The sequence below is a fragment of the Myxococcus sp. CA033 genome (assembly GCF_013336625.1).
GTDB classification, from domain to species: domain Bacteria; phylum Myxococcota; class Myxococcia; order Myxococcales; family Myxococcaceae; genus Myxococcus; species Myxococcus llanfairpwllgwyngyllgogerychwyrndrobwllllantysiliogogogochensis.
In genome coordinates this window covers 1394804-1421523 of the sequence record NZ_JABUMU010000001.1, presented here as the reverse complement: position 1 = coordinate 1421523, position 26720 = coordinate 1394804, and the positions used below count along the sequence as shown (strand labels likewise).

The window sequence follows — 26720 nt, the reverse complement described above, 5'->3', positions numbered from 1 at the left end:
CGACTTCGTGGCTCGTGGACACCGGACTGCGTTCGCGGGGCGATGGCGCGGGCGCTGGCCGGTGGTCACCTTGCGACGTTCCGCGAGTCCCGGGTGGATGGATGCCAGGCGTCAGGCCGTGGGGGTTGTTGCTGCTTCTCCTGATGTCGCCCCCGGCACGGGCGCAGGACGCGCACTACTGGACGCGACAGTTCGGCAACCGGGCGTGGTTGCTCGGCGGCGCGTTCATCGCGAACCCGGGTGACATCAGCGCCGTGTATTACAATCCGGGTGCGCTCGCGCTCCTGCGCACGCCGGAGCTGGAGTTGACGGGAACCGTCTTCGAGTCCACGCGCCTCTCCGTCCAGAACGGCCTGGGCAACGGTGAGGGCCTCACCGAGTCGAGGGTCGACGTGCTGCCCTCCCTCATCGCGGGTTCGCTGCGCTGGGGCTTCCTGGGCAGGTCGCGGCTCGCCTATTCGCTGCTGACGCGGCAGGGGTTCATCGCGTCGCTGGAGTCTCGCGAGCAGGGCACGGGTACGGACCTGGGTGGGGTGCCAGGCATGGACCAGCTCGCGGCGGACGTGCGGTTGGACCAGGACGTGGGGGAGTACTGGGCGGGGCTCACGTGGTCCTTTCCCCTGGGACGACACGTGGGCGTGGGCGTCAGCCCCTTCGTGGCGGTGAGGGACCAGGAGACGAACATCCAGGTGCTGGCGCAGGGCTCGGGCCCCGGAGGCAGCGCGCTGCTGTCCACGCTCGGCCGCGACTTCCACCTGCGCCACGTGCGGCTGCTCGCGAAGGTGGGGGTGAGCTACCAGCGGGAGTCCATGTCCGCGGGCCTCACCGTGACGACGCCGAGCGTGGCGCTGTGGGGGGAGGGCGAATCGAGCTTCGAGCGCGCGGTGCTGGAGCGGGGCTTCGGGCTGTCGTCGACGCCCGCGTCCGCCTTCGACTTCCAGGAGGGGCTCGCCGCGAGGTTCCAGTCGAACTGGGCGGTGGGGCTCGGCGTGAGTGGGACGCTGGGGAGCACGTCCGTGTATCTGGCGGCGGAAGGCTTCGCCCGGGTGAAGCCCTTCACGCTGGTCGATGCCGCGTCGTTCTCTCCCCGGGACTCCCAGGAGGTCATCGACCCGGACGTCGACTTCGCGCTCGCGCCGCTGGTCAACGTGGCGCTGGGCGTGGAGCAGCGGCTGGGGTCCCGGCTGCGCGCCTACGTGAGCGCGCACACGGACTTCAGTGGCGTGACAGCGACATCTCGCATGAACGCGCTGCTGGCGGGTTGGGACCTCTACCATGTCGCCACCGGACTGCACTTCACGGTGGGCCGCGCCCGCTTCACGGTGGGCGGCAACGTGGCCTGGGGCCAGGAGGTCACCGAGCGCCTTGCCGACGCTCTTCAGCGAGCGGGCCTCCAGCCCCTGTCCCCGAGCCAGAAGGTTCGCTTCCTCCAGCTCAGCGTCATCATCGGCGCGAGCTTCGCGCTGGCGCAGCAGGACGAGAGTCCCGACGAGGACGCCGATGACGAGGCCCCGTCGATGCGGTGACGCGGCTTCGCATGGAGCGCGACACGGCGTTGCCCCGGAGGGCTGCTTTCCGCGTGCCTGACGGGTCCCCACCTCCAGGTGCGGGCGGTTCGGGTTCGTCGAAGGGAGACGGGCTTCCGTCGGAAGGGCAGGTCGCCAGGAGGGCGGCGCGCATGAGCGAGGCACCAGAGTCCGGGGCGCTGCTCGACGAGGACGCGACCGTGGCCTTGCTGCTCGACCTCGCGCGGGCGCTGCACCTGTCCTACGTGCCTTCCTTCGGCGTGGAGAATCGCGTGAAGAAGGCGGCGAGGGCCTGGGGGCTGGAGGTGGAGGTCTTCACCCTCCAGACGCTCGCGCTGACGGAGGTGCGCTCGGGCGCGAGTCGCCGCGTCGACTTCCAACGGCTGCCCTTCAATCCTCATTGGAACCTGACGCGTGCCGCCTCGCTGCTCCTGCTGTCGGAGTCCATCGCACGGGGGAAGCGCACGGTGGCCGAGGCCCGCGCCGAGCTGGACCGCATCATGGCGCCCCATCAGCTGCACCCCGAGTGGCTCGTCTACCTCGCGTATGGCGTGTATGGCGCGGCGGTCGCCGCCCGTGTCGGCGGCGGCTGGTGGGAGCTGGTGGCGGCGCTCGTAGTGGGGGTGCTCGCGGGTGGCATTCACTTCGGCACGCTCAAGTCCGAGCGACTGGACCTGCAGAAGAGCTTCCTCGCCGCGTTTCTAGGGACACTGCTTGCGTTCGGTCTGACCTTCGTGCTGCCGACGTTCGATGCGGCGCGCGCCCTCTTCGGGGGCGTGACGCTGCTCGTGCCGGCGATGGTGGTGACGCTGGGCTCGGCGGAGCTGGTGGGCGAGTCGGTGGAGGCGGGGATTTCACGGCTCACCTATGGACTGCTGCGCTTCCTCATGCTGGCCGTGGGCATCGGCGCCGCGGGAACGCTCTGGAGATTGTTCGGGCCGCTTCCGGTGCAGATGCATGCGAACGCGCTCCCTGATGCCGTGGTGCTGGTCATCATCGCCGTGGGGGGCCTGGCGCTGACGCTCTGCATGTCCGCGAGGCGGCGCGATACGCCGTGGATTGTCGGCGCGGTGCTGCTGGCCTGGGGCGTTCAGGAACTCACCAAGGGCGTGTTCGGCGACAAGGGCAGCCCGCTCATCTCCGCCTTCGTGCTGGGCGTGGCGGGCCAGCTCTACAGTCGACTGCCGGAGCGACTCCCGTCGACCATCATCATGCCCGGTCTGCTCCAGCTCGCGCCGGGCTTCGTCGGCACGCGGGCCATCCTGGCACTGCTCGGTGTGCCGGGGCAGGGTGACGACGCCCGAGTGTTCCAGATGCTCCTCGTGGCGCTGCAACTGGTGATGGGCCTGATGTTCGCCTTCATGCTCGGGCTGTCGCATGACGCCCGGACGCGCACGGAAGACGCCAGGCGCGCGAAGCCGGCGGAGTCGTCCCGGCACGTGTGACGGCTTCACGTGCTCCCTCAGTCAGAGGGCGTCGGGAGCCGCTCCTCGTACCAGCGCCGTGCATCCTTGAGCTGCACATGGGTGTCGTCGGGCTTCACTTCGATGGCCCCCGAGAGGATTCCCACCTTCGCGTAGATGAGCGCGTGCGTGGTTCCCCGTGCCGTATCCAGGCGGCCCTCCAGTTCGAGCCCGTCCGCCTTCGCGTGCAGCGCGCGTACCTGTAATCCCGCGTCGCTCATCCGCGCCTGCCCGGTGACCCTCAAGTCCCGTGCCTCCAGCAAGGGCGACAGGAACCCCGGGAGCTTCTTTTCGGCCGTGAGCAGCGCGACGAACGGGTCCGCGTTGGAGAAGTGCGCGGAGAAGTGTGCCTCCAGCTCGACGGGCTCCAGGGTCAACCGCGCGTGGGGCAGGTCGAATCGCCCACTCCATCCGCGAATCGTGATGTGCGGTACGTCCGCTGAAACGTGGTTCAGGTGAATCGCCGAGCCATCCAGGCCCAGGCTCTTGCCGTGCAGGCGCAGACGCCGCGCGTCGATTTCGGCGGAGGCCTTGCCGAGCATGAGGATCCCCGCCCACCGTCCTTCCACGAGGTTCGAAGAGAGGTTCAGCCGCAATCGCTGTGAGTCCTCGTGTCCGCTCGTGCTGTCCGACGCCTCCAGCGTGGCGTGACCCGACTCCACGTGGAAGGTCTTCCCCATCCATGCGTTGAGCATCCGCAGGTCCACGGGCCGACTGCGCATCACGTGCAGTTCGTGCTTCACCTGGGGCTTCGCGTCGGGGGCATCCGTCTTCGCCCACAGCGTGAGCGAGACCTCCGGTATCTCGAGCACGCGTCCCGCCTTGCCCTCCACGTGGACAGGGGCGAAGCGCATCTTCAGCACGCTGTGAGCCCCGGTGCCTCCGTCCTCCGTCACCTCGCCGTGAACACTCCAGGGGGCACGCGCGCGCACGGGGCCCACCCGCAGCTCCAGCGGAGCACCGCTCGCATCCACGCGACTGCCCGCGGCCAGGTGTCCTCCCTGGATGCGCACCTCCGCGTCGAGCTGTCCGGCGCCCTCTCGCAGCAGGTCAGGATGCTCCCGGGACACCAGCGCCCCGAGCCACGCGAGGTCGAGGATCTCCAAGCGCACGCCCAGCCGTCCGTCGAACTTCGCCACGCGGCGCGGCTCCTCCGGAGCGGCTCGGACGGCATCGAGGTCCAGCATGCCCGACACCTCCCGCACGCGCGCCACGGTCCGTCCCTCCTGCTCCAGCGTGCCGTCCTCCAGGTGGAGCGTGTCGAGTGTCACGGTGAGTCGTTGGCCCGTGACCAGCCGCACCGAGCCCTTCGCCTGACCCGGGCCCACGTAGCGCACCGGCTTCAACGTCAGCTCGCGCAGGTCCTCCAGCTCGATGTCCCGCAGCTCGATTTCCCACGGATGCGTGTGCCGGCGTCTCGTGGGCGTGGTCTCCAGCGCGGGCATGGGCTCCGCGTGCACGCTCACACCTTGGGCACGCACCCCTTGCGCGTGGACGCGCCGGGACAGGAGCGCGAAGAGGGACGCGTGGGCTTCCACGGTCTCCGCGTCGATGCGCCACTCCACGCGAGCATCCCGCTGCCACACGGAGAAGCCTCGGAGGTGCACGGGCCCGGGCCACAACCACCAGCCTCCGCGCCACTCCACCCGCGTCCTCGGCGTGGCCCTGGCGAGCTGCGCGGGCACCAGCCCGACATTGAGCACCAGGTTCAACAGCCCTTCGAGGGCCAGCACCACCACGAGCCCCCAGCCCAGGAGGAGGCGCCACCGGCCTCGCCGCGCGCGAAACCAGGGAGGGGCGCGCGACGCCCGGGGCGCTTCGACGGACATGAAGCCCTCCCGGGCACGGCGGGTCCGTCAGGAGGTAGCCACGCGCGCGCTTCCAGGCATCGCACCCGGGGGCAGCGTCACGTCGACACCCGACTACGACACCGCGCTCCAATACGGCTTCATCACCTGACGGCTCGCGGCCAGCGCGTCCTTCGCGTCCGTGTGGACGTCGCCCGTGGGGAAGCTGTCGGTGCGTCCGGCGAGCACCTCGATGCAGGCATGCACGGACTGCGACAGGCCCTCCAGCGAGTAGCCCCCTTCGAGCAGCAGCACCAGCTTGCCGTCACAGACGCGCTCGGCGAGCGCGCGCATCGCGGAGCACATGGCGGCGAAGCCCCGCTCCGTGACGTCCATGCCGCCAATGGGGTCGTGCTGATGCGGGTCGAAGCCCGCCGACACCAGCACCAACTGGGGACGGTAGGCCTCGGCCACTGGCAGGAGCAGCTCCTCGAAGAGCATCCCATAGTCCGCGTCCGAGTTGCCGCCCGGCAGGCCCACGTTCACGGTGTAGCCCTCACCCGCGCCCCGGCCCACTTCGGGCGTGGCGCCGGTGCCCGGGTAGTAGGGGAACTGGTGCACCGACTGGTACATCACGTCGCGGCGCCCCCAGAAGGCCGCCTGCGTGCCGTTGCCGTGGTGGACGTCCCAGTCGAGCACGAGGACGCGCTCGGCGCCCAGCCGTCGCCCCGCCTCCGCCGCGATGGCCGCGTTGTTCAGCAGGCAGAATCCCATGGCGCGGTCCGGCTCCGCGTGGTGTCCGGGAGGACGCACCAGCGCGAAGGCGTTGCGCGCCTGTCCCGCCATGACGGCCTCCACGGCCTGCACCGAGGCGCCCGCCGCAAGCCGTGCCGCATCCACGCTGTCCGGAGAGACGTGGGTGTCCGCGTCAATCTGGGCCTGGTGTCCGCTGAGCTTGCGCAGGCGCGTGAGCAGCTCCGGGGTGTGGACCGCCATCAGCTCCGCGTCCGTCGCGGAGCGGGGGGCCGCCATCACCGTGCCCCGCACCGGCGCGCGCGCGAGCACCCCGAGGATGCGCTGCAAGCGCGCGGGGGATTCCGGGTGTCCCTCTCCCGGGTCGTGCTGGAGGAAGAGGGGGTCGGTCAGCAGCAGGGTGGGCTTCATCGGGTATGACCTTACGCATCCAGACGGGGGGAAGTCAGGCTCCCGCCGGGCGGAGGGGCGGACGAGGGCTCCACCCCGGTTCTTGCCCTGTCGGTGTTTCCATTCCTACAGTGCCTCGCCTTGGCTCCGCGCTTCAAGAAACCCGGCCTGCGCAGCATCCTGCTCGGCTCCTTCGCCGTGGTGCTCGCTATCATCCTCGGGACGCTCTTCTTCGTCGTCCCCGCCCGGGTGGAGGACTTCCTGGAGACGCGCCTGACGAAGCACGGCGACGACAAGGCCCTCCAGGCCGCGCGAGATCTGGCCAACACCTCCGTCTCCGTGCTCCCTCCGCTGCTGGAGGCCCTGCACGGAGGAGACGACGACTTCGCGCTCATCGCCGTTCTCGGCGCCGACGGCCGGATGCAGGCCGTCCATCCCCCTGGCGCGGAGGCGTGGCTGCTGAAGAACCTGAGGCAGCGGCTGGAGGGCAGTCCCGGCGCGCCCCTGGATGGCGCCCTGTTCGACAATGGCAACCGGGCGATTGTGCGCCCGGTGGTGCTGCGCGAGGGCCCAGGTCAGGTGCTGGTGGCGGTGAACTTCTCGTCGCTGGACGAGGTCGTCACCTCGCTGCGCCAGGTGGTGCTGCTGGCGTTCGGCATCGGCCTGGCGCTCTTCCTCGTCGTGGCCTTCTTCATCTCCCGCGCGTTCATCCTCGTGCCGCTGGACGCGATGATGACCATGGCGCGGAGGCTCGCGGAGGCGGACCTCACCGGCCGCGTGGACATCAGCTCGCGCGACGAGCTGGGCCTGCTGGCGGAGGCGCTCAACTGCATCGCCCAGAGCTGGCGCGACACGCTGGGTCGGGTGCGCGGCGTGTCGGACGTGGTGGCCGGGGTCATCGAGCAGATCCACCGCACCGGCACCACCGTGTCCTCTGGCGCGAGCACCGTCCAGGCCCGCGTGGAGGAGACGTCCTCCTCCATGGTGGAGATGATGGCCTCGCTGCGCGGAATCGCGGAGAACGTGGAGGTCCTCTACCAGAGCGCGGAGGAGAGCAGCTCCTCCATCATGGAGATGGCCGCCACCAATGACGAGGTGGCGGAGAACGTCACGGCGATGGCCGCGAGCGTTGAGGAGACCACCAGCGCGATTGAGGAGATGACGTTCTCCATCAAGGAGGTCGCCAAGAACATCCAGGAGCTGTCGTCCTCCACGGAGGAGACGTCCTCGGCCATCAGCCAGATGGACGCGGCCATCGGTCAGGTGGAGGCGAACGCGAAGGAGACGGCGCGCCTGTCCGAGCAGGTCTTCGACGACGCGCAGACGGGCGTGGAGGCGCTGCGCAAGACGCTCACCGGCATCGACCGCATCAAGGACACCAGCCGGGCGACGGCGGACGTCATCGACAGCCTGGGCCGGCGCATCTCCGAGATTGGCAACATCCTCAACGTCATCGACGACGTGGCCGAGCAGACCAACCTGTTGGCCCTCAACGCCGCCATCATCGCCGCGCAGGCGGGAGACCACGGCAAGGGCTTCGCGGTGGTGGCCGAGGAAATCAAGGACCTGGCCGAGCGCACCGGCGCGTCCACCAAGGAAATCGCCGAGCTCATCCGCAGCATCCAGGAGGAGAGCCGCAACGCCGTGGTGGTGATGAACCAGGGCGCGCGCAACGTGGACGAGGGCGTGCAACTGGGCCGCGAGGCCGAAGGGGCGCTGCGCAAAATCAACGACAGCACCCAGAAGTCCACGCAGATGGTGAAGGCCATTGCTCGCGCCACCGTGGAGCAGGCGCGCGGCAGCAAGCAGGTGACGGCCTCCATCCACCGCATCAGCGAGACGGTGCAGCAGATTTCCAAGGCCTCCAACGAGCAGGCCAAGGGCGGCGAGCAGATCATGAAGAGCGCGGAGAAGATGAAGGCGCTCACCGCCCACGTGCAGCGCAGCAGCCAGGAGCAGGCGCACGGCAGCAAGCAGATCACCCGCTCCATCGAGAGCATCAACGAGATGGTGACGCACCTGAACCGCGCCCAGAAGGAGCAGACCAAGGGCAGCGAGCAGGTGCTCAAGGCCGTGGAGACCATCAAGGGCGTGTCCGAGCACCAGACACGCTCCGTCAAGCAACTGGAGGAGGCCATCGACAACCTCCAGCGGCAGGCGGAGATCCTCCGGGGCGAGGTGCGTCGCTTCCGCGTGTAGGAGTCGTGCGCTGCGCCCGCGAATGGCTTAGGACTGGGTCGGCATGCCGACAGAGCGACAGGTTTCCGAGCGCTGGGTGGTCTTCCTGATTGGCGCGGTCCAGTTCGTCAACATCCTGGACTTCGTGATGGTGATGCCGCTGGGCCCCGACTTCGCGAAGGGGCTGGGCATCGCCTCCTCTCACATCGGCACCATCGGCGGCGCGTACACGGCGGCGGCCAGCGTGGCGGGGCTCGCGGGCGGCTACTTCCTGGACAGGTTCGACCGGCGCAAGGCGCTGGCGGTGTCCATGCTGGGCCTGGTCCTCGCCACGGCGGCCGGAGGACTGGCCACGGGCATGTCCACGCTGCTCATGGCGCGCGTCGTCGCTGGCATCTTCGGTGGGCCCGCCACGTCGCTGTCCCTGTCCATCATCGCGGACCTGATTCCGGTGGAGCGGCGGGGCAGGGCGCTGGGCGCGGTGATGGGGGCCTTCTCCATCGCCTCGGTGGCGGGGGTGCCCATGGCGCTGAAGCTGGCCGAGCACGGAGGCTGGCGTCTGCCCTTCTTCGTGGTGGCGGGCCTGGGCCTGCTGGTGGCGCTGGGCGCCATCTTCTTCCTGCCACCGGTGCGAGGACACCTGGTGAACGGTCGCGGGCCGGTGCAGACGGTGGGCGTGCTGGAGCTGCTCGGTCGCCGCGAGGTGCAGCTGTCCTACCTCATGACGGCGGTGGTGATGATGGCGGGCTTCGTCCTCATCCCCAACATCTCCGCCTACCTCCAGCAGAACCTGGGCTACCCGCGCGACCTGCTGTGGCTGCCGTACTTCGTCGGCGGCATCGTGAGCTTCATCACCCTGCGACTGGCGGGGCCGCTGGTGGACAGGCTCGGGGCCTTCAAGGTCGGCACGGCCGGCTCGCTGCTGGTGCTGGTCGCCACCTACGTGGGCTTCGTGCGCTACCCCCAGTGGCTGCCGATTCCGCTGCTCTTCGTGCTCTTCATGACGGCGATGGGCGTGCGCAACGTGTCCTACAACACGCTCACCTCGCGCGTGCCGGACAACCCGGTGCGCGCGCGCTTCATGTCGTTGCAGTCCGCCGTCCAGCACATGGCCGCGGCCCTGGGCGCCTTTCTCAGCGCGCAGCTCCTGACGGACCTGCCGGACGGCACGCTGGGCGGAATGGGGCTCGTGGCCGGGGTGTCCATGGGCATGTCGCTCTTGCTGCCGCCGGTGTTGTGGGTGGTGGAGCGTCAGGTCCGCTCGAAGGAGCAGGCCCGGGCGCTGGCGGTGCCTGCCGAGCAGGGCCTGGCCGTCCCCTTGTCGCCCCAGGCACACCCACACCAGTAGTGTGTGGGCCCGGTGGTGGGCCCGGTTGCCCCCCGCCCACGGTGACGGGCGGACGTCCGGAAGCGTCGAGCGGTTGCGCCAGGGGGCCCGGGGCGCGATAAACCGGGCTGCTTCGGGGAGCCCGTCAGGACATGTTCAACATCGGCGCAGGCGAAATGGTGCTCATCGCGGTGGCCGCGCTGCTCATCCTCGGGCCGCAGCGGCTGCCCGAGCTGGCGCGTGCCATCGGCAAGTTCATGCGGGAGTTCCGTCGCCAGACGGACGAGGTCCGCAACGTGGTGGAGCGCGAGTTCTACACCATGGACCACGAGCTGAACCGCGACCCCACCCCGCCCATCCGCCCCGGGACGGCCTTCGCGCACTCGCCCGCCCCCCAGGCGCTGCCGCCGGACACGCACCTCGCGCCGCCCGCCGACTCTGTCTCCGAGTCCACGGAGCCCACGCCGGAAGCGCGGCATCCGCGCACGCCGCTGGGCCTGGATGGCGTGGACCTCCCCGCCCCCGCCCCCGCCCCCTCGCCCGTGTCCGAGCCTGGGGCGCCCACGGCCGTCTCCGAGCCCGTCGCGCCCACCGAGACGCCTTCCTCCACCCCTTCTTCCGACGCCGCCGAAAGCGTGGGCGCGGATGGCCTGCCCCGCCTCGCGCCGCTGCCTGGAACCGTGGCGCGCAACGCGCCGAAACGGAGCTGACCCCTGAGTTCCCAGACTGCCGCTGACTCCGACCTGCGGATGAGCTTGATGGAGCACCTGTCGGAGCTCCGCGGGCGCCTCTTCAAGTGCACCCTGGCCGTCTTCATCCTGGGGACGGTGTCGCTGTTGTTCGCCAAGCCCATCTTCGGCGTGCTGATGCGGCCGGTGCTGGACGCGCTCCCGGAGGGCAACCGCGCCCTCATCTACACGTCCGGCATCGAGGAGCTGAACGTCCTGATGAAGGTGGGCGTGTACTGCGGCATCTTCCTCACCACGCCCGTCATCCTCTGGCAGATCTGGGGCTTCGTCTCGCCCGGCCTCTTCCCGGAGGAGCGGCGCTACGCGGCGCCCTTCGTCATGTTCGGCTCGCTCGCCTTCATCGCGGGCGCGTGCTTCTGCTACTTCGCGGTGCTGCCCTCCATGTTCAAGTTCCTCCTCAACGAGGAGGAGACGCTCGCGCTGGAGCAGCGGCTGGACACGGCCCGACTGCGCGCGGATGACGCCCTGCGCTTCCTGCGCGTGGGCGACGCGGAGCGGGCGGGCGTGCTGGCGAAGGAGACCAGCGCTTCGCTGCGCGCGGATGGAGAAGGTCAGTCACCGGCCCCCGAGCGGGCGCCCTCGCAGTCCGTGGAGCTGAAGTCCCGGCTGGCCGGACTGGGCAAGCTGGTGGACGCGGCGGCGGACGGCTACGGCGTCCAGTCGCGCGGCGTGTTGCGGCAGGCGGTGGAGAAGAAGGTGGTGGCGGTGACGGCCTACGCGAAGCAGGACTACGCGGCGGCGTCGGTGGCCATGGACGAGGCGGCGAGCCTGCTGGCGGGCGTGGCGCCCACGCGCACCGAGGAGCTGTCCGGCCTGTGGAAGCTGGAGAAGGAGCTGTCCGCGGGCGAGGCGCGGCACGAGGCGGCGCGGTGGACGCGGCCCATGCTGACGATGCACGAGCAGCTGTCGCTGGTGCTGCTGCTCATCCTCGCCTTCGGCATCATCTTCGAGCTGCCGCTGGTGATGGCGCTGCTCGGCGTGGTGGGCGTGGTGCAGTCGAAGTGGCTGTTCAAGTACCAGCGCCACGCCTTCGTGGTGTGCCTCATCGCGGCGGCCATCATCACCCCGACGGGTGACGTGGTGAACCTGTCGCTGATGGCGGGGCCCATGTTGCTCTGCTACGAGCTGGGCGTCCTGCTGGTGTGGTTGGTGGAGCGGCGGCGGGCGCGGAACGCGGCCGAGACGGGCATCACCCCGGCGTCGTAGTAGGGTCCGCGACCATGGTGGGCTCCCGCCGGCACTTCCGGGCCAACGTCCGATATCTGCGCGCGCTGCTGCGCCGCTTCCGCACCACGATGGGGCTGGCCGTGGCCCTGTTCGTGGTGGGGCCCTTGATGTTCCATTGGCGCTACAAGGGAGCGGACGGGGACCCGATTTCCTTCGGCGAAGCCCTGCACCACGTCTACTTCCTGCTCTATGGCCAACCGTCGCTGCCCTACGTGCACGACTGGCTCATCGAGCTTTTGAACGTCGTGATTCCCCCGGCGGGAATCGCCCTGGTGGCGGACGGCGTCGTGCGCTTCGCCTACCTCTTCTTCGCCCGGCACAAGAACGACAAGGAGTGGATTGAAGTGGTCACCGAGACGATGAAGGGCCACGTCGTGGTGTGCGGGGCGGGGCGGGTGGGCTACCGCGTGGTGGCGCAGCTGAGGGAGATGGAGAAGGACGTGGTGGTGGTGGAGAAGCGCGAGGACGCGGCCTTCGTCTCCGCGCTGCGGGACGAGAACGTGCCGCTGCTCATCGACGACACGCGCAGCCCGCTGTGCCTGCCGCGCACCAACGTGAAGGACGCGTCCGCCATCGTCTGCGCGACGGACGATGACCTGGCCAACCTCAACATCGCGCTGGATGCACGGAGGATGAACCCGAACATCCGCGTCGTCATCCGGCTGTTCGACGAGGACCTGAGCGGCAAGGTGCGCGACACCTTCAAGGCGGAGGCGCTCTCCAGCTCGTCGCTCGCCGCGCCCGCCATGGCGCTGGCGGCCCTGGACCCGCGCATCATCCACTCGTTCCACCTGGGCAAGCACCTGATGGTGGTGTCCAACTTCGAGGCGCGCGAGGGCCTGCCCGGCCTGACCATCTCCGACATCCGGGACAGGTTCGGCGGGCTGGCGCTGTCGCTGCTTCGCGGCAGCCACGAGCGGCTGCACCCGGTGGGCGAGGAGGTCATCCGCCCCGGTGACATCCTGGCCATCCAGGCGTCGTATCCGGAGTACCGCCGCCTGCGCGCCTTCTCGTGCGAGGCGGAGCCGCCCACCTGGTCCCACCAGGACCCGCCGCCGCTCCCGGGGCAGCGCAAGGTGGGCTGAATCCCGGCGTCACACCGTCCTCGCTGTCGCGGGGCGGGTGGCGCTGGTGGACGCGAGCGCGGCGCCGCCGTGCTCCAGCGCCGAGGGAAGCGCGAGGGCTCGGGTGAGCAGGGCCGCGAGGGGTTCCCACTCGACGAGGAAGCCGTCGTGGCCGTACAGGCTGGACAGCTCCGCGTGCTCCGCATGGCGTCCGAGCGCGCGCAGTCGCCGGGCCAGGGCCTCCATGTGCTCGGGGAAGAAGAGCTGGTCCCTGTCGATGCCCACGCACAGGGCGCTCGCGCGGATGCGCTCCAGTCCACCGTGCGGCGCACGGGCGAGGTCGTGGTGGTCCATGGCGCCCAGCTGCGCGAGGTAGGCGCGCGCGTCGAAGCGGGCCTCCAGCTTGCGCCCCTGGTGCTCCAGGTAGCTCTGCACGGGGTAGAGCGCGCGGGAGGACCACGTGGGTGGGCGCTGCTGACTGGCTTCGAGTCCGGGCTCGGCGCGGTAGGTGAGCATCGCGAGCTGTCGTGCCAGCTCGAGGCCGCGGTGGGGGGCCTCAGGGAAGCCGGGGTCCAGGAGCAGCGCCTGCCGCGCGACGTGGTTGAGGCCCACCACCCATGAGGACGCGGCTTCGGCGGTGGCGATGGGGGCCATGCGCGCGAAGCGCTCGGGAGCGAGGGCGGCGAGGCAGAGGACAATCATCCCGCCCAGCGAGCCGCCGGTGACGAGGTCCACCTCCTGGATGCCCAACGCGTCGAGCGCGAGGAGAATGCTGCGGGCCTGGTCCCACGGCGTGACGGTGGCGGGAAGGTGTTGCTCGTCTTGTCGGAGGTCCCCCTTGGCGAGCGTGGGCGCGGGGCCAAAGCGCGTGTCGTCCGCGCGGCGGGGGAAGCCTTCGTCGGCGGGGCCCGTGGTGCCGTAGCAGGAGCCGAGGTTGTTGAAGCACAACAGCCGCACGCGCGTCGGGTCCAACGCGCGGCCGGGGCCGATGACGGGCTCCCACCAGCCGCCTTCTCCTCCCGCGCGCATGTCTCCGGTGAGCGCGTGCACGAGCAGCACGGTGGGCACGCGCGCGGAGGGGCGGGTGGTACTTCGACGGCGGTCGCGCTCGACGGCGTGGTGTTGCTCGGCGAGGGTGCGACGGACGACGCGCGGCGAGGTGGCCTGGGCTTCTTCGTCCGGGAGGAGCCGGGCGCGTGCGTGGAGCCACGGCAGGTCGTCCTCGGGGCCCCACCACCAGCCGCGCACGAGGTGGGGAGTGAGGCGGGCGCCTGCTTCCAGCGTCAGGTCCGGCGTGGTCACTTCAAAGAGGCGCGGCGTGGGCGCGCAGGGGAGGGAGGCCAAGGGAGACTCCGGACAAGCGGGTGTTGTCGCGGGCGCGCGGGGGCGTCCGGGAGGGAACGAGGTTCAGCTCGGGCGTGACGGGCTTCGCTCGGCTCCTACGGGGTGGAGCGAGGGCGCTGAAGGAGGGCCAGAAACGACGAAGCCCACCGACCCTCGCGGGGTGGGTGGGCTCGGTGGCTCGCCAGGGTCGGATGGACGTCAGCCGACACGGGCGGGCGGGAGCCCACCTGTCATCGACATTCGACGCATGGCGAGAAGGGACGTCATCGCCGCTAGGGATAAACGCTCGCCCCACGCGAGTCAAGCCGACCCACCGTGCCAGGGCGCGGCGTGAGAGGCGTGTGACACTCGCAGCGCCACGGTGTCGTGGGATTCCACGACGGCGCGGGAATCCCTCTCACTGGTTCGTGACGTGGGCGTTCGCGGTGTACGGGGCGAGCGCGCCGATGTGGCCGGGGCGGGCCTTCACGCGCGCGAGCCAGGCGGACACGGCGGGGAAGTCCCCCAGGTCCAGGCCCACGTCAGGGGCGACGTGGGCATAGGCATACAGGCCGATGTCGGCGACGGTGGGGCGCTCGCCCACGAGGAAGGTGCGGTGCTGGAGGTGGCGCTCCAGGGACTTGAGGGCGTTGCGACCCGCCTCGATGCGCAGGAGGAAGGTCTCCGGGTGGCGAGGGGCTCGGCCCGTGAGCTTCCAGAAGCGCGCGGTGCCGATGTTGGGCTCCACGGCGTTCTGCTCGAAGAAGAGCCACTGGTGGACCTGCGCGCGCTCGAAGGCGTCTTGAGGGAGCAGCGGCGTGCCCTCGGCGAGGAAGAGGAGGATGGCGTTGGATTCGGCGAGGAAGCGCCCCGGTTCGGGCTCCAGGACGGGGATGCGGCCATCCGGGTTCTTGTGGCGGAGGAAGTCCTCCGTGCGGCTCTCGCCCGCGAAGATGTCCACGGGGACCAGCTCGTAGGGTCTGTCGAGCCAGGACAAGAGGAGGCGCAGCTTGTAGCCGTTGGCGGAAGGCGCGTAGTCGTAGAGGCGCATGCGGGGCTCCGGGTGGGGGGCTGATGGGTGGCAGCGTAGGCCCCTGCCTCCAGGCGAGCGACCCGGTCCTTGCGGCCCGTGGCGTTCCGAGAGGGCGCAAGAACCGGGTTGAAGGGGCGGGGTCCGGGGGCCATACCGAGGGGAGGACACACCTTTCAGCCAGGAGCCGGGACATGGCGACCAGCGACTACGCCCGAATCGAGCAGGCGATTCTCTATCTCGATGCGCATGCGCGCGAGCAGCCGTCCCTGGACGACGTCGCGGCGCACGTGGGGCTCAGCCCCTTCCACTTCCAGCGCCTCTTCACCCGCTGGGCGGGCATCAGCCCGAAGCGCTTCCTTCAGGTGCACACCCTCAGCTCGGCGCGTCGGCTGCTGGCCGAGCGGCGCAGCGTGCTCGACACGTCGTTCGCCGTGGGGCTGTCGGGGGGCGGGCGACTGCACGAGCTCTTCGTCACGCTGACGGCGATGACGCCGGGGGAGTTCAAGCTCGGGGGCGAGGGGCTCACGGTGCACCACGGGGTGCATGTGTCGCCCTTCGGAGAGTGCCTGATTGCCGTGTGTGAGCGGGGCATCTGCGGACTGCACTTCCTCACGGGGGCGTCGGAAGCGCAGGCGCTGGCGGAGCTGCGAGCGCAGTGGCCGAAGGCGACCTTCGTGGAGTCCATTCGGGAGACGGCGCCGTGGGTGGAGCGCATCTTCCCGGAGGCGCCGCCGAGTGGGCGCACGCCGCTGTCGGTGCTGGTGAAGGGGACGCCGTTCCAGGTGCAGGTGTGGCAGGCGCTGCTGCGCGTGGCGCCGGGAGAGGTGGCGACGTACGAGGACCTCGCCCGGGCCATTGGCAAGCCGAAGGCGGTGCGCGCGGTGGGCACGGCGGTGGGAGGCAACTCCGTGGCGTTGCTGATTCCCTGCCACCGCGTGCTGCGCAAGACGGGCGTCTTCGGGGACTACCGCTGGGGACCCGCGCGCAAGCAGGTGATGCTCGCGTGGGAGTCGCTGCGGTACGGGGCGGAGAACGAGGACGGCGAGCTCCGCGTCGAGGCCGCCCGGTCCGAACTGGCTTGAGTCGACGGGGAGCTAGGCGGCTTCGTCGAGCGGCAGCTTCTCCGCGAGCTCCTCGATGAAGTCGTCGATGACGTAGGGCACCGATGCGTCTCGCTCGGGGCCCTTCCGCGAGGGGTGGTCGAACTCACCGGCGAGATGGCCAACGACCTCATGTCCGAGATGAGAGGCCAGCTCCGAAGGGCTCATCGAGTCGAAGGCGTCCACGTAGGTATAGATGTCGTTGGTTTCCGGAATGCGCCACCCGCGAACGGATGACAGCTTCTTCCAGATGGGCCGCTGCACGAGCTCGTAGTCGAAGAAGACGAGGCGCGGCACGGCGAGGGCACCCAGCGGCGGCGTGGGTTGCCCCCAGATGAGCCGGTTGAGAATCTGCTCGTTCGTGAGTCCTTCGTTCCAGGTGTAGGCGGAGTGCTCCAGGACCCGGAGACGGAACGACTTGGAGTTCACGATGCGCTCGAGGATGTCGAGGGCCTCGCGCAGCCTGGCTCCGCGAGAAGCGTCGATGTTCACCTGCCGCTTGACCTGAAAACGCACCATGTTTCCTCCTGGGTTGTTTCAGCGAGAGGGCTCAGCCCAGCGCCGCGAGCGCCGAGACCTTGGCGATGATTTCGGGCGCCGAATGCACCAGGCTGGCAATCAAGGTGAGCCATCCGATGACGCCCGTGGCCGCGCTCGCGACGAGTCGGATGACCAGTGACAGGACGGCCCCCGCCAGCCCCAGCGCGGCCGTCACCCGCTCCAGGCGCCGCAAGAGGCTTCGCGCCTCCTCCAACGGAGCCTCCTGGTCGATGAGCAGGACGGTGTCGCAGTCCATGTTGAGCCGGCAGCCCATGTTCAGCCGTGGGGCAGGGGGGAGCAGCTCTCCGCCCAGGAAGATGCCGATGCCGTCCACGAAGGCCGTGGCGGCTCGGCTCACCGCGCCGAGCACCTCGTTGGCGACGCGGAAGAGTGAGCGAAAGACATTGCGCGCCAGGGTCCTGACGAAGTCACCGACGGCCTCGAAGATGGTCGACAGGGACTGTCCGAGTCGCACGACCTGCCGCTTCAGCCATTTGAAGGTGCGCTTGATGCCGTCCCAGAGAAAGAAGTCCGAGTTGTCGACCTCGCTCGTCCAGTAGTCCTGGAGCTCGGCTTCGTTGGCCCGGACGAAGCCGAGGATGTCGTCGCGAGAGACATCCTCTTCGCGCTGCTGGCGTGCGAAGTCCTCGAACAGCTCCGGGGTGACCTGGTGGGTGGCGCTCTCCATGGCGGCCACGGTGAGGGGCCTCTTCGGATTGTTTCGCCAGTAGAGGTCCAGCGCCTTGAGCATCTTCTGCTGGGTGGCGGGCTCCCGAATGTCGCCCAGGGGATAGCCGTTCAGCCACAGCTCGTTGCGCGCGAGTCGCAGGAGAAAACGCCGTGCGGCGGAGAGGTTCTGTTCGGACAGTGCCAGCCCCTCCAGCGCCTGACGCACGGGAGGGGCGGCCTTCGCCACCTTGTCCACGAGGGCATCGTGAGACAGCACCAGCTCCATGGCCTGGCGCTCGGAGATGTTGCTGGAGGGGATGAGTCCCAGCTCGGCGGCGACGGCGCGGAAACGGGCGAGCTGGATGCGCAGGTTGTTCGTGTCGCTCGGGTCGACGGGGACGTTGGGGCGCAGGCCCAGCGTCGTCAGGCGGAGCTGGACGGCGCGCACGAGCACGGGACGCGCCATTCCACCGACGGGGTACCACTTGTCGATCTGGAGCGGGTCCTCCAGCGTGACGAACTCCTGGAGCGCATCCCACGTGGCCTGCTCGATGGTGGCGCCACTCGCCTCCAGCCCGATGTCCCTGCGAAAGACGTTGAGCCCCTTGAGGAGCTCCGCATTCATCTTGTCGCTCGTGGGGTCTCCCACGGCGTAGCCGAGGTGGCTCAGGCGCAGACGGACGGCGCGCACCACGAGCTGGTACCGCTCGTAGTTGGCTCCCTGCGACGAGGGCGTCAGGGCGGAGAGCGGGACGAGCCCCGTTCGCTGCTCCAGAATCTGGAGGTTCTCTTCCAGGTTCAATGCGTTCGCGAGGGGCTCTTCCCCACCGGCTCTCAGCGGCACGCCCTGCGCCGCGGAGAGTCTGCGGGGGCCATTGAACAGGGCCGCGACATGACCCTGTGTCGTCGATGGAGGCGGCATGTGGGAGCTCGGCCGGGGGCTCAGGTCTTGGAGACAATCTCCTTGAGGGTGTCGGCGAAGAAGTCCACGACGGCCTTCCGGGCAGCGAGGCTGGTCTCCACGGACTTGCGGTGCACGTCCAGCAGCTCCTGAAGCCGGGGAATGTCCTGCTCATCCGTCTGGAAGAGCTTCGTGTCTCCGTCGAACTTGATTTGAGTCGCCGCGACCAGCTTGATGACTGCTTCTGTCGTCACTCCGTTGACTGTCTTGGGCAGCGCGCTCTGCGTCAGGCTGTCCCAATTGATGACAGGATTGCCTTTGCTGTCGTTCTGGATGACGTGTTTGACCTGGCCTGTGTAGGTGATGACCTCCAGCGTCACGAGGTCATCGACCGCAGCATTGAGCTTCTCGAGCGCTTGCCTGAGTCCCATGTGTTTTCCCCCAATAAAGCTCGCGTCGACTCGCGGAGCCTGATGCTGGGATTCTACAGCGAGTCCGAACAGCGCCGTCAAGGCGAGGACTCAGGGGGCTTGTAGCGCACGGGTCGCGAAAGACCTTTCCGGTGGCCCGCATGGCGTTGAGCCGAGGGTGGGGATTTTCGCGGGCTTGTCTGTATTTGGAGTCCGTCGACGGGCGCGTTCTTGGGTGCGGTCGGACCCCATGAGGTGTCAGGATGGAACGGCTTCGTCATGGCGTTCCTGGCCCTTCCTCCGCATGCCGCGCTCTCTCCCCTGGTGATGGGGTACTGGTTCATCGAGGACCTGGAGGGTTCGTACGAGGGCAAGCCCATCCGGACGACGCCTCACGCGGGCGCCGTGCTGACGCTCAACTTCGGTCGGCCCTGTGCGAGTGAGTTCGCCGCGGGAGCGCCCCGCGCCTCGCTGCTGGGCATCCAGAGTCATCCCCGGAACTGGAGCTCCGGAGAGGGCTGCTCCTTCGTGATGGTGATGCTGCGACCACCGGGGCTCGCGCGTCTCTTTCCCGCCTTGGGGAAGGACAGCCGCGACGACATGTTGGAACTCGGTGGCGTCCTGGGGGATGGCGCCGCGCGGCGGCTCTGCGATGACCTCGCCGCCGCGTGGGCTCCACGTCGTGTCGCCGCGCGCCTGGATGACTGGTTGCTGCGACGCTTGTCCGCGAGCCGTGCCCTTGTCGGTGTGAGCCAGTTGGGACATGCCTGGGCGACCCTGCTGCGGACTTCGCGTGTGGACGAGGCCGCGAGAGAGGTGTCTGTGTCCAGACGGCAGCTCGAGCGCTGGTTCAGCCTGTACGCGGGGCACACGCCCAAGCAACTGCTCGGGCTCGACCGGATTCAATCCAGTCTCCACGCGGCCCAGACAGGGAAGGGAGACCCGCTCCAGGGCTTCAGCGACCAGGCCCATCAGATTCGACAGTGGCGTCGTCACCTGGGGATGACGCCAGGAAGGTACTCGCGCGCTTCGAAGTCGATTCTCGCCGAGTACTTCGCCCAGGCCCGGGATGCCGCACCCGAAGGACTGGCCCACTTCTTCTGACGGATGCTCTCTCGCTCCACCGTGGCAAGTGCGGGGGGCTTGTCGCATTCGTTCAATACGCTCGCGGGACGGCGCTCCAGACTGTCTTTCCTCTGGATGAGAGAGGAGCCAGCGCGATGGGGCAGGGGACGTTCGTCGAGTATCGAGAAGGCGGGACTGACTGTGAGGCGTACGTCACCTGGGACTCGCGAAGCGATGCCCGTCGACCTTGCGTCCTGCTCGCTCACGCGTGGGATGGGCTGAACGCCCCGATGCGGGAGAAGGCGGAGGAGCTCGCGGCGCTCGGCTACGTGTGCTTTGCCCTGGACGTCTATGGCAAGGGCGTGAGGGGAGGCGTGGCCGATGACAACTCTCGCCTGATGGCGCCGTTCATGGCGGACCGCGCGCTCTTGCGCAGGAGGCTGTTGGCGGGATTCGAAGCGGCGCTCCGTCATCCCCTCGTGGATGCCGACCGGGTCGCCATCATCGGCTACTGCTTCGGTGGCCTGTGCGCCTTGGATCTCGCGAGGAGCGCCGTGCCGGGCCTGAAGGCCGCGGTGAGTTTCCATGGAGTCCTCAAGCCACCGCGGCTCGAGCCTCAGGAGCCCATCTCCGCCAAGGTCCTCATCCTCCATGGCTGGGAAGACCCGACCGGACCGTCTCCCGACGTGCTGGCAGTGGCACGCGAGCTGACCGAGGCCGGAGCCGACTGGCAGCTTCATGCCCATGGCCACGCCATGCACGCCTTCACCTATCCGGGGTTGCACAACCCCCAGGCGGGGCTCCAGTACCACCCGGCCGCGGCGAGGCGCTCCTGGGCCGCCATGCGGACCTTCCTCGACGAAGTCTTCGAGCCCTCGCCACGGTAGCTCCTGCCGTGGGGCCATGAGCGGCTCACGGAGCGAGGAGCCCGGCGGCAGGACTTGCTTCGCCGACCCTGGGCGCTCGCTTCGCTATTCAGTCGGTGCTTGCTGGAAGGACTTCCCACTCGGTCCGCTCAGGACATCCGGGCGACGAGCTTGAGTGGCAGGTTGCGCAGGAAGAATCCCACCACGGTCCACGGCCAGCCGGGGACGTAGGCGCTCACCGGCTCGCGCTCAATCGCCTTCACCAGCGCACGAGAGCCCGTCGCGGAGTCCACGGCGAAAGGCAGGTTCTTCGCCCCCGCGTTCAGCTCCGTGTGGATGTACCCGGGATAAATCGTCGACACCTTGATGGGCGTGTTCATCAGCTCCGCGCGAATGCCCTCCGTCAGCGTCGCGAGGCCCGCCTTCGTCGCCGCGTACACGGTGAGATGCCGAGGCAGCCCTCGCATCGCGCTCATGGACGAGATGGTGACGAGGTGTCCCTGGCCCTGCTTGCGCAGGATGCCCACGGCCGCTTCGCACTGCGCGACCGCGGCCACGAAGTTCGTCTGCGCCGTCTTCGCGTTGGTGGCGAAGTTCCCGGTGCCAATCCGCTTCCCCACGCCGATGCCCGCGTTGATGATGATGCGGTCCAGGCTGCCGAGGTCCTTCGCGAACGCCTCGAAGACCTCGAACACCTGCTCGTGCTCGTTCACATCCAGCGCGCGCACGGAGATGTGCAGGTCCGGATGCTTCGCCAGCAGCTCCGAGCGCAGCGCCTCCAGCCGGTCCGTGCGCCGGGCACACAGCGCGAGGTTGCGCCCCCGCGCCGCGAACTCGCGGGCCATGCCCTCACCCAGTCCGGAGCTGGCGCCGGTAATCAGGATGTTCTTGCGCATGGCGGTGTTCCTCAGCGGTAGGTGATGAGGGCGCGCTGAGGGCCCTCGAAGTGGGCGTGCTCGTTGAGCGTCGACATGTAGCGGCCCCGGTCACTGTAGATGACCTTGGTGATGCCACAGTTGGCGAGCGTCCAGTTCAACCGGAACGCGTGCTCATCTGGAATCTGGAGCAGGTGCTGGCAGATGGCCGTGACAGGGCCGCCCGAGGTGAACACCAGCGCCGTCTTCGACGGCCCGAGACCCTGGATGAGCGCGTCCAGCGCCCGCACACAGCGCTCCCGGAACTTGGGCCAGGGCTCCGTGTACTCCGCGTCGTGTTTCCCGGCGACCCAGCGCCCGACGGCTTGGGTGAAGAGTTCCTGGAACGCCCGGCGCGGGTCCGCGGCTCCCAGGAGGTCCTCCGCCAGGGCCGCGTGATTCGCGTAGCGCGGCGTGTGCCGGGCCACGAGCTCATCGTGGTCGAACTCGTTGAATCCCGGCGTGCGCGTGGGCAGGAGGCTCGTGCCCATCGCGGTGAGGCACGTCTCCGCCGTCTGCCGGTGGCGGGTGAGCGTGCCGGTGACGACCGCGTCCACGGTCAGCCGTGGCTTGAGCGCCTCACCGAGTACTCGCGCCTGGATGTAGCCCGTCTCGGAGAGCTGGTCATAGTTCTCCGCGCCGAAAGACGCCTGACCATGACGGATGAGATACACGACGCCCATCAGCGGCCACCCTTCCGGATGAGGCGCTTGCAGCGCCAGTCGAAGTACGTCACCAGCGACCAGAAGTTCTTGAACGCCGGATTGCGCGTCTGCTTGTGGTGATAGCGGTAATAGATTTGCTGGATGATGCCGGCGAGCCGGAAGATTCCGAAGACCTCATAGAACGTCCAGTTGGCGGGCTTCAGGCCGGAGCGCTGGAGGTAGTAGTCGACGACCTCCTGGCGGCGCAGCATGCCGGGCACGTGCGTGGGCTGGCGCCGCGTGGCGCGCATGAAGAAGTCGTCATCGGCCTGGACCCAGTAGGCCAGCGCGCTGCCCAGGTCCATCAGCGGGTCGCCCAGTGTGGCCATCTCCCAGTCGAGCACGCCGATGACGTGGGTGGGGTCTCCCGGGTCCAACACCACGTTGTCGAAGCGCCAGTCATTGTGGATGACGCAGGTGGCGACGTCGTCGGGGATGTGGTCCTTGAGCCAGGCGCGCACGTACTTGAAGCTCGGCACGTTCCACGTCCGGGCCTTCTCGTAGCGGTCCGACCAACCCTCCACCTGGCGCCTCGGGTAGCCGGCCCCTTTGCCGAGCGACGACAGGCCCACGGCCTGGGCGTCCACGGCGTGCAGCTCCAGCAGCCGGTCAACGACGTTGAGGCAGAGCTTGCGCGTCTCCGCGGGGCTGAGGTTCATGCCCCGGGGCATATTGGCGCGAGGGATGATGCCCTCGATGCGCTCCATGACGTAGAAGTCCGCGCCGATGATGGCGGGGTCCTGGCACAGACCCACCATCTCCGGCACCCACGGGTAGATGGGCTTGAGCGCCTTCTGCACGCGGAACTCGCGCGACATGTCGTGCGCGGATTTCGCCTTCGTTCCGGCGGGCGGCCGGCGAAGGATGAGGTCGCGGTTCGGATACTTGAGGCGGTACGTCCAGTTGGACGCGCCCCCCGAGAACTGCGTCACCGTGGGCGAGCCCTCGAGCGTGGGTACCTGCTGCTTGAGCCAGGCATCGACAGCGGCGACGTTCAGCTCCTCACCGGCGCGAATGGAGCCGGGTGCGTCGAGCGAAGTGGAAGGCGTGGCGTGGGTTGCCATGGTGGGTCACTTCCTGGAGAAGCCGCGCTTGGCCAGCTCGATGCGGGCGATGACGCCCTTGTGCACCTCGTCCGGACCGTCCGCGAGCCGCAGCGTGCGCGCCTGTCCGAAGAAGCCCGCGAGCGCCGTGTCATTGGACACGCCCGCGCCACCATGAATCTGGATGGCGTCGTCGACGATGCGCTGGAGCATGCTCGGGGCGACGACCTTGATGGCGGAAATCTCGGTCATCGCGCCCAGGGGGCCCACCTGGTCCATCTTCCACGCGGCGTAGAGCGTGAGCAGGCGGGCCTGGTCGATGGCGATGCGGGCCTCGGCCACGCGCTCGCGGTTGCCACCCAGGTTCATGATGGGCTTGCCGAAGGCCGTGCGGTTCATGCCCCGGTCAATCATCAACTCGAGCGCCCGCTCCGCCGCGCCGACACAGCGCATGCAGTGGTGGATGCGGCCGGGGCCCAGTCGGCCCTGGGCAATCTCGAAGCCCATGCCCGGACCGCCGATGATGTTGGAGAGCGGCACGCGCACGTTGTCGAAGCGCACCTCGCCGTGGCCGTGGGGAGCGTCGTACTCGCCGAAGACGGGCAGCATGCGTTTGATGGTGACGCCCGGCGCGTCCAGGGGCACGAGCACCATGGAGTGCTGGTGGTGACGGTCGCCCCCGGCGTCGGGCGTGCGCGCCATGAAGATGGTGACCTTGGCGTTGGGGTGCCCCAGGCCGGTGGACCACCACTTGGTGCCGTTGAGGATGACCTCGTCGCCTTCGACGACGGCGGTGGCCTCCATGTTGGTGGCGTCCGAGGAGGCCACGCCCGGCTCCGTCATGCAGAACACCGAGCGGATTTCACCCGCGAGCAGCGGCTTGAGCCAGCGCTCCTGCTGGGCGGGGGTGCCGTACTTCCACAGCACCTCCATGTTGCCGGTGTCGGGGGCGTTGCAGTTGAAGACCTCGGGGGCCATCAGGCTGCGCCCGGTCTCCTCGGCGATGGGGGCGTATTCGAGCGTGGTGAGGCCCGGGGCCAGCTTCTCGTCCGGGAGGAAGAGGTTCCAGAGTCCCTTCGCCTTGGCGCGAGCCTTGAGGTCTTCCATGACGGAGGACACCGGCCACGTCTTCCAGTCACCGCCACGGGAGGCCTCCATGACCTCCTGGTAGTAGCGCTCCTCGGCGGGCTCGATGTGCTCGCGCATGAACTGCTTCACGCGCTCCAGGTAGTCCTTGGCTTTGGCGCTCGGCTCGAAGTTCACGGTGCAGCCTCCTCTCACGAGAGGAGGCCATCCTTGGCACCCGTCTCTTGTTGAATCCACTGAATGTTGGTCATGTGTCGTCATGAGCCCAGTTCAGGATTCAGCGCGACGGCAGGGGGCCCCCGACCTCAACCTCTTCAGGGTGTTCGACGTCGTCTACCGGGAGCGCAACCTGACGCGCGCGGCGGAGGTGCTGTTCCTCAGCCAGTCCGCGGTGAGCCATGCGCTGACGCGCCTGCGCGAGCAATTGGGGGCTCCCTTATTCGTCCGGGAGGGGCGCGGGGTGGCGCCCACGCCGCTGGCGGAGCGACTGGCACCGGAGATTCGCGAGGCGCTGGCCCTGCTGCAGCAGGCGGTGCATCACACCCGGGGCTTCGAGCCCACGCGGGACGTGGGCACCTTCACGCTGGCGATGAGCGACATGCTGGAGCCGTCCATCGTCCCCCGGCTCGTGGCTCGGCTCCGGGAGCACAGTCCCAAGGCCCGCATCAGCAGTGTGCGGCTGGAGCGGACGCGGCTGGAGCGAGACCTCGCCTCCGGCAAGTTGGACCTGGCCATCGACGTGGAGCAACCCACCAGCGCTCAACTGCGGCACACGGCCTTCACCCATGACGCGTTCTGCGTGGTGAGCCGCAAGCGCAGGCGGCTGGACGTGACGGCGTACATGGGAGCGCGACATGTCACGGTGTCCTCGCGGCGAACGGGGTTGGCGGTGGAGGACCTGGTGCTCAGCCGTCTGGGCTACCAGCGCGAGGTGACGGTGCGCTGCCGGCACTACGAGACGGCCTGTCGCATCGTGTCCGGCTCAGACTTGATGTTGACGATGCCCCGGCGCCGCGCGGAGGAGATCAACGCGGAGCTCGACAACCACCTGCTACCCATGCCGCTCGCGCTGCCCCGACTGGAGTTGCACCTGTACTGGCATCGCTCCGAGGACAGCGAGCCGCGCAGTCAGTGGTTGCGTTCGGAGCTTCAATCCCTGGCGAAGGGACTGATGGACGCGAGGCGTGGCGCGTGAGTGGATGATGGCTTACTCCGCTTCGAACGTCGCGAGGTCGACCGTCGCGGCGCGCAGTTGTTCGACGACCCGGGGTTCGGGCCACGCGACGGTGCGATAGCGCGTCGGCCACAGGTCCGGCACCAGCTCAAAGCACTCGGGCGCCAAGCGCCTCGCCAGGGGGAAGGACACGATGAAGGGGGCCCCCTCGTCGTCGTCGATGCTCACCAGGTCCGCTTCGGGAAGCAGCATGTCCTGGTCCTTGATCCACATCGTCCAGGCGAGGGGATACCCATCCGTGTTGCGGGTGTTGAGCGTGAAGTCGGAGAGGAGCGTGTCCACGCCCTCCGCCTCATGCCAGGCCTGGAGGCTCTCCTTCTGGAGTTCGTACTCCCTCAGCGCGAACAACGCGTGTCCGTGGCGCACGCGTCGCGCGAGCTCATTATTGCCACGGCGGAGATAGGGAGCCACGCGGCCCGCGCTGTCCAGGGTGTAGAGCGCGGGTGAGATGGCGTGTGGGTTGGACTCGAACTCCAACTGCGCCTGCTCGCACAACTGGGTGACCCTGGCTTCATCCTGACCACCCGTGAAGATGAATCTGGAGCGTGTGGGAACGCTGATGACGGGACGTCCGCTGACCTTGCCAGCGCAAGACGCGAGGAAGCCAGGGTCCAGCAGCCGCGAGGATTCGTAGACGTCATCTTCTGAGTCAGCGACACGGGCGAGGTTGGCGAAGGCGGCCGCGAAGGCCTCCTCCTCGGAGATTTCCCACCTCGCCAGGTGCTCATGCCACATATGCGAGGTGGAGTTGGGCAGCTCCATCACCAGCAGCACCCGCAGGAAAGGGATGGGACGTCGCTCCACCAGGGCGTTGGCCACCTCCCTCGAGGCCCTGGGCCCAAAAGAGGCCGGGCGAACCACGGGCATCACCTTCTCCCGGACGTCCGCCCAGGAGTCCGGGAGCGACGCTGGCATCGTGAGGGCGGTGAAGAACTGCCGGACATGGTGGGAGCGCTCTTCCGGCGTCATGTCTTGCGTGGCCAGCAAGAGGCTCTCCAGGTTCATCCGGGTGGAGGAACCATTCACCCGGAACCCCACGGCAAACTCATCCACCACTCGTTTGACGCTGAGCACATAGGGGAGGGAGTACAACACCGCCTCCACCTCGAGCAGCAGCACCTCACGGGTGCGCGAGGTCGCGGAGGCTTTCTTCTCCAACCCCAGAAGTCTTTTGAAGAACTCCATGGGCGGAGGGTTATAGCGCACCGGACTCCATCCGCGGCCACAGGAGCCAATCACTGTCGATGCCAGGCTCCGTCATGGGGGCTGGTCGGACGACCAGGGGGCGTCGGACCTGCCTGGGAGCAGCTTCATCCCGCGGAGCTTCCGGAACCAACCCCAATCACCCTCCTTCATTTCGAAGACCTC

23 protein-coding genes are annotated in these 26720 nt (G+C 68.7%); 11 read left to right on the top strand and 12 right to left on the bottom strand.

Annotated features, from left to right (window positions below; translation table 11 throughout):
• Positions 1-101 precede the first annotated feature (101 nt).
• Positions 102-1526 (top strand): hypothetical protein, encoded by a 1425-nt coding sequence (locus HUA78_RS05565; RefSeq protein WP_174475793.1) that lies wholly within the window; start codon positions 102-104, stop codon positions 1524-1526.
• Positions 1527-1678: 152 nt separating this feature from the next.
• A complete protein-coding gene (locus HUA78_RS05560) occupies positions 1679-2971 on the top strand; it encodes a threonine/serine exporter ThrE family protein (protein ID WP_174457535.1) in 1293 nt (430 codons plus the stop codon).
• Between the two features lie 17 nt (positions 2972-2988).
• Here HUA78_RS05560 and HUA78_RS05555 read toward each other — a convergent pair whose 3' ends face one another.
• Together HUA78_RS05555 and HUA78_RS05550 are read right to left on the bottom strand one after the other, a co-directional pair.
• Entirely contained in the window at positions 2989-4818 is a 1830-nt protein-coding gene (locus HUA78_RS05555; protein WP_174475792.1) for a hypothetical protein, read from the bottom strand.
• A gap of 93 nt (positions 4819-4911) precedes the next feature.
• A complete protein-coding gene (locus tag HUA78_RS05550) occupies positions 4912-5940 on the bottom strand; it encodes a histone deacetylase (protein ID WP_174475791.1) in 1029 nt (342 codons plus the stop codon).
• Between the two features lie 120 nt (positions 5941-6060).
• On the opposite strand from HUA78_RS05550, the gene HUA78_RS05545 reads away from it, so the two are divergent.
• The 5 genes from HUA78_RS05545 (at position 6061) to HUA78_RS05525 (ending at position 12485) form a co-directional block, all read left to right on the top strand.
• Entirely contained in the window at positions 6061-8118 is a 2058-nt protein-coding gene (locus HUA78_RS05545; RefSeq protein WP_174475790.1) for a methyl-accepting chemotaxis protein, read from the top strand.
• A gap of 43 nt (positions 8119-8161) precedes the next feature.
• Complete coding sequence (locus tag HUA78_RS05540) at positions 8162-9445, top strand: MFS transporter (RefSeq protein WP_141644277.1); 1284 nt, start codon at positions 8162-8164, stop codon at positions 9443-9445.
• Between the two features lie 131 nt (positions 9446-9576).
• A complete protein-coding gene (locus HUA78_RS05535; RefSeq protein WP_174475789.1) occupies positions 9577-10134 on the top strand; it encodes a twin-arginine translocase TatA/TatE family subunit in 558 nt (185 codons plus the stop codon).
• 39 nt (positions 10135-10173) lie between these two features.
• On the top strand, positions 10174-11379 hold the full coding sequence (locus HUA78_RS05530) for a twin-arginine translocase subunit TatC (protein WP_174475788.1): 1206 nt from the start codon (positions 10174-10176) through the stop codon (positions 11377-11379).
• Positions 11380-11393: 14 nt separating this feature from the next.
• A complete protein-coding gene (locus HUA78_RS05525) occupies positions 11394-12485 on the top strand; it encodes a TrkA family potassium uptake protein (protein ID WP_174457529.1) in 1092 nt (363 codons plus the stop codon).
• Between the two features lie 9 nt (positions 12486-12494).
• Here the strand turns inward: HUA78_RS05525 and HUA78_RS05520 are convergent, their stop codons facing one another.
• Both HUA78_RS05520 and HUA78_RS05515 read right to left on the bottom strand, forming a co-directional pair.
• Complete coding sequence (locus HUA78_RS05520; protein ID WP_174457528.1) at positions 12495-13808, bottom strand: alpha/beta fold hydrolase; 1314 nt, start codon at positions 13806-13808, stop codon at positions 12495-12497.
• Between the two features lie 397 nt (positions 13809-14205).
• A complete protein-coding gene (locus HUA78_RS05515) occupies positions 14206-14838 on the bottom strand; it encodes a glutathione S-transferase family protein (protein ID WP_174475787.1) in 633 nt (210 codons plus the stop codon).
• A gap of 173 nt (positions 14839-15011) precedes the next feature.
• On the opposite strand from HUA78_RS05515, the gene HUA78_RS05510 reads away from it, so the two are divergent.
• Complete coding sequence (locus HUA78_RS05510) at positions 15012-15902, top strand: bifunctional transcriptional activator/DNA repair enzyme AdaA (protein ID WP_141640750.1); 891 nt, start codon at positions 15012-15014, stop codon at positions 15900-15902.
• A 12-nt stretch (positions 15903-15914) separates the two neighbouring features.
• Here the strand turns inward: HUA78_RS05510 and HUA78_RS05505 are convergent, their stop codons facing one another.
• Genes HUA78_RS05505 through HUA78_RS05495 form a run of 3 tightly spaced genes read right to left on the bottom strand, consistent with a single transcriptional unit; the run spans position 15915 to position 18461 of the window.
• Positions 15915-16439, bottom strand: coding sequence for a hypothetical protein (locus HUA78_RS05505; RefSeq protein WP_174475786.1), 525 nt, complete (start codon positions 16437-16439; stop codon positions 15915-15917).
• 31 nt (positions 16440-16470) lie between these two features.
• A complete protein-coding gene (locus HUA78_RS05500) occupies positions 16471-18051 on the bottom strand; it encodes a hypothetical protein (RefSeq protein WP_174457525.1) in 1581 nt (526 codons plus the stop codon).
• Between the two features lie 20 nt (positions 18052-18071).
• A complete protein-coding gene (locus HUA78_RS05495) occupies positions 18072-18461 on the bottom strand; it encodes a hypothetical protein (protein ID WP_174457524.1) in 390 nt (129 codons plus the stop codon).
• 258 nt (positions 18462-18719) lie between these two features.
• Between HUA78_RS05495 and HUA78_RS05490 the strand changes: the two genes are divergently transcribed.
• Both HUA78_RS05490 and HUA78_RS05485 read left to right on the top strand, forming a co-directional pair.
• A complete protein-coding gene (locus tag HUA78_RS05490) occupies positions 18720-19544 on the top strand; it encodes a helix-turn-helix domain-containing protein (RefSeq protein WP_174465743.1) in 825 nt (274 codons plus the stop codon).
• A 116-nt stretch (positions 19545-19660) separates the two neighbouring features.
• On the top strand, positions 19661-20392 hold the full coding sequence (locus tag HUA78_RS05485) for a dienelactone hydrolase family protein (protein ID WP_141640745.1): 732 nt from the start codon (positions 19661-19663) through the stop codon (positions 20390-20392).
• 128 nt (positions 20393-20520) lie between these two features.
• Here the strand turns inward: HUA78_RS05485 and HUA78_RS05480 are convergent, their stop codons facing one another.
• Genes HUA78_RS05480 through HUA78_RS05465 form a run of 4 tightly spaced genes read right to left on the bottom strand, consistent with a single transcriptional unit; the run spans position 20521 to position 24295 of the window.
• Positions 20521-21267 (bottom strand): SDR family oxidoreductase, encoded by a 747-nt coding sequence (locus HUA78_RS05480; RefSeq protein WP_174465744.1) that lies wholly within the window; start codon positions 21265-21267, stop codon positions 20521-20523.
• A gap of 11 nt (positions 21268-21278) precedes the next feature.
• Positions 21279-21968, bottom strand: coding sequence for a histidine phosphatase family protein (locus HUA78_RS05475; protein ID WP_174463250.1), 690 nt, complete (start codon positions 21966-21968; stop codon positions 21279-21281).
• Entirely contained in the window at positions 21968-23053 is a 1086-nt protein-coding gene (locus HUA78_RS05470; protein WP_174475785.1) for a phosphotransferase family protein, read from the bottom strand. Before HUA78_RS05470 ends, HUA78_RS05475 begins: the two co-directional genes overlap by 1 nt.
• 6 nt (positions 23054-23059) lie before the next feature.
• A complete protein-coding gene (locus HUA78_RS05465) occupies positions 23060-24295 on the bottom strand; it encodes an acyl-CoA dehydrogenase family protein (RefSeq protein WP_371745502.1) in 1236 nt (411 codons plus the stop codon).
• Between the two features lie 82 nt (positions 24296-24377).
• On the opposite strand from HUA78_RS05465, the gene HUA78_RS05460 reads away from it, so the two are divergent.
• Positions 24378-25313 (top strand): LysR family transcriptional regulator, encoded by a 936-nt coding sequence (locus HUA78_RS05460; RefSeq protein ID WP_174475784.1) that lies wholly within the window; start codon positions 24378-24380, stop codon positions 25311-25313.
• 12 nt (positions 25314-25325) lie between these two features.
• On the opposite strand, the gene HUA78_RS05455 is transcribed toward HUA78_RS05460, so the two are convergent.
• A complete protein-coding gene (locus HUA78_RS05455; RefSeq protein WP_174463254.1) occupies positions 25326-26537 on the bottom strand; it encodes a DUF1444 domain-containing protein in 1212 nt (403 codons plus the stop codon).
• Positions 26538-26720 lie beyond the last annotated feature (183 nt).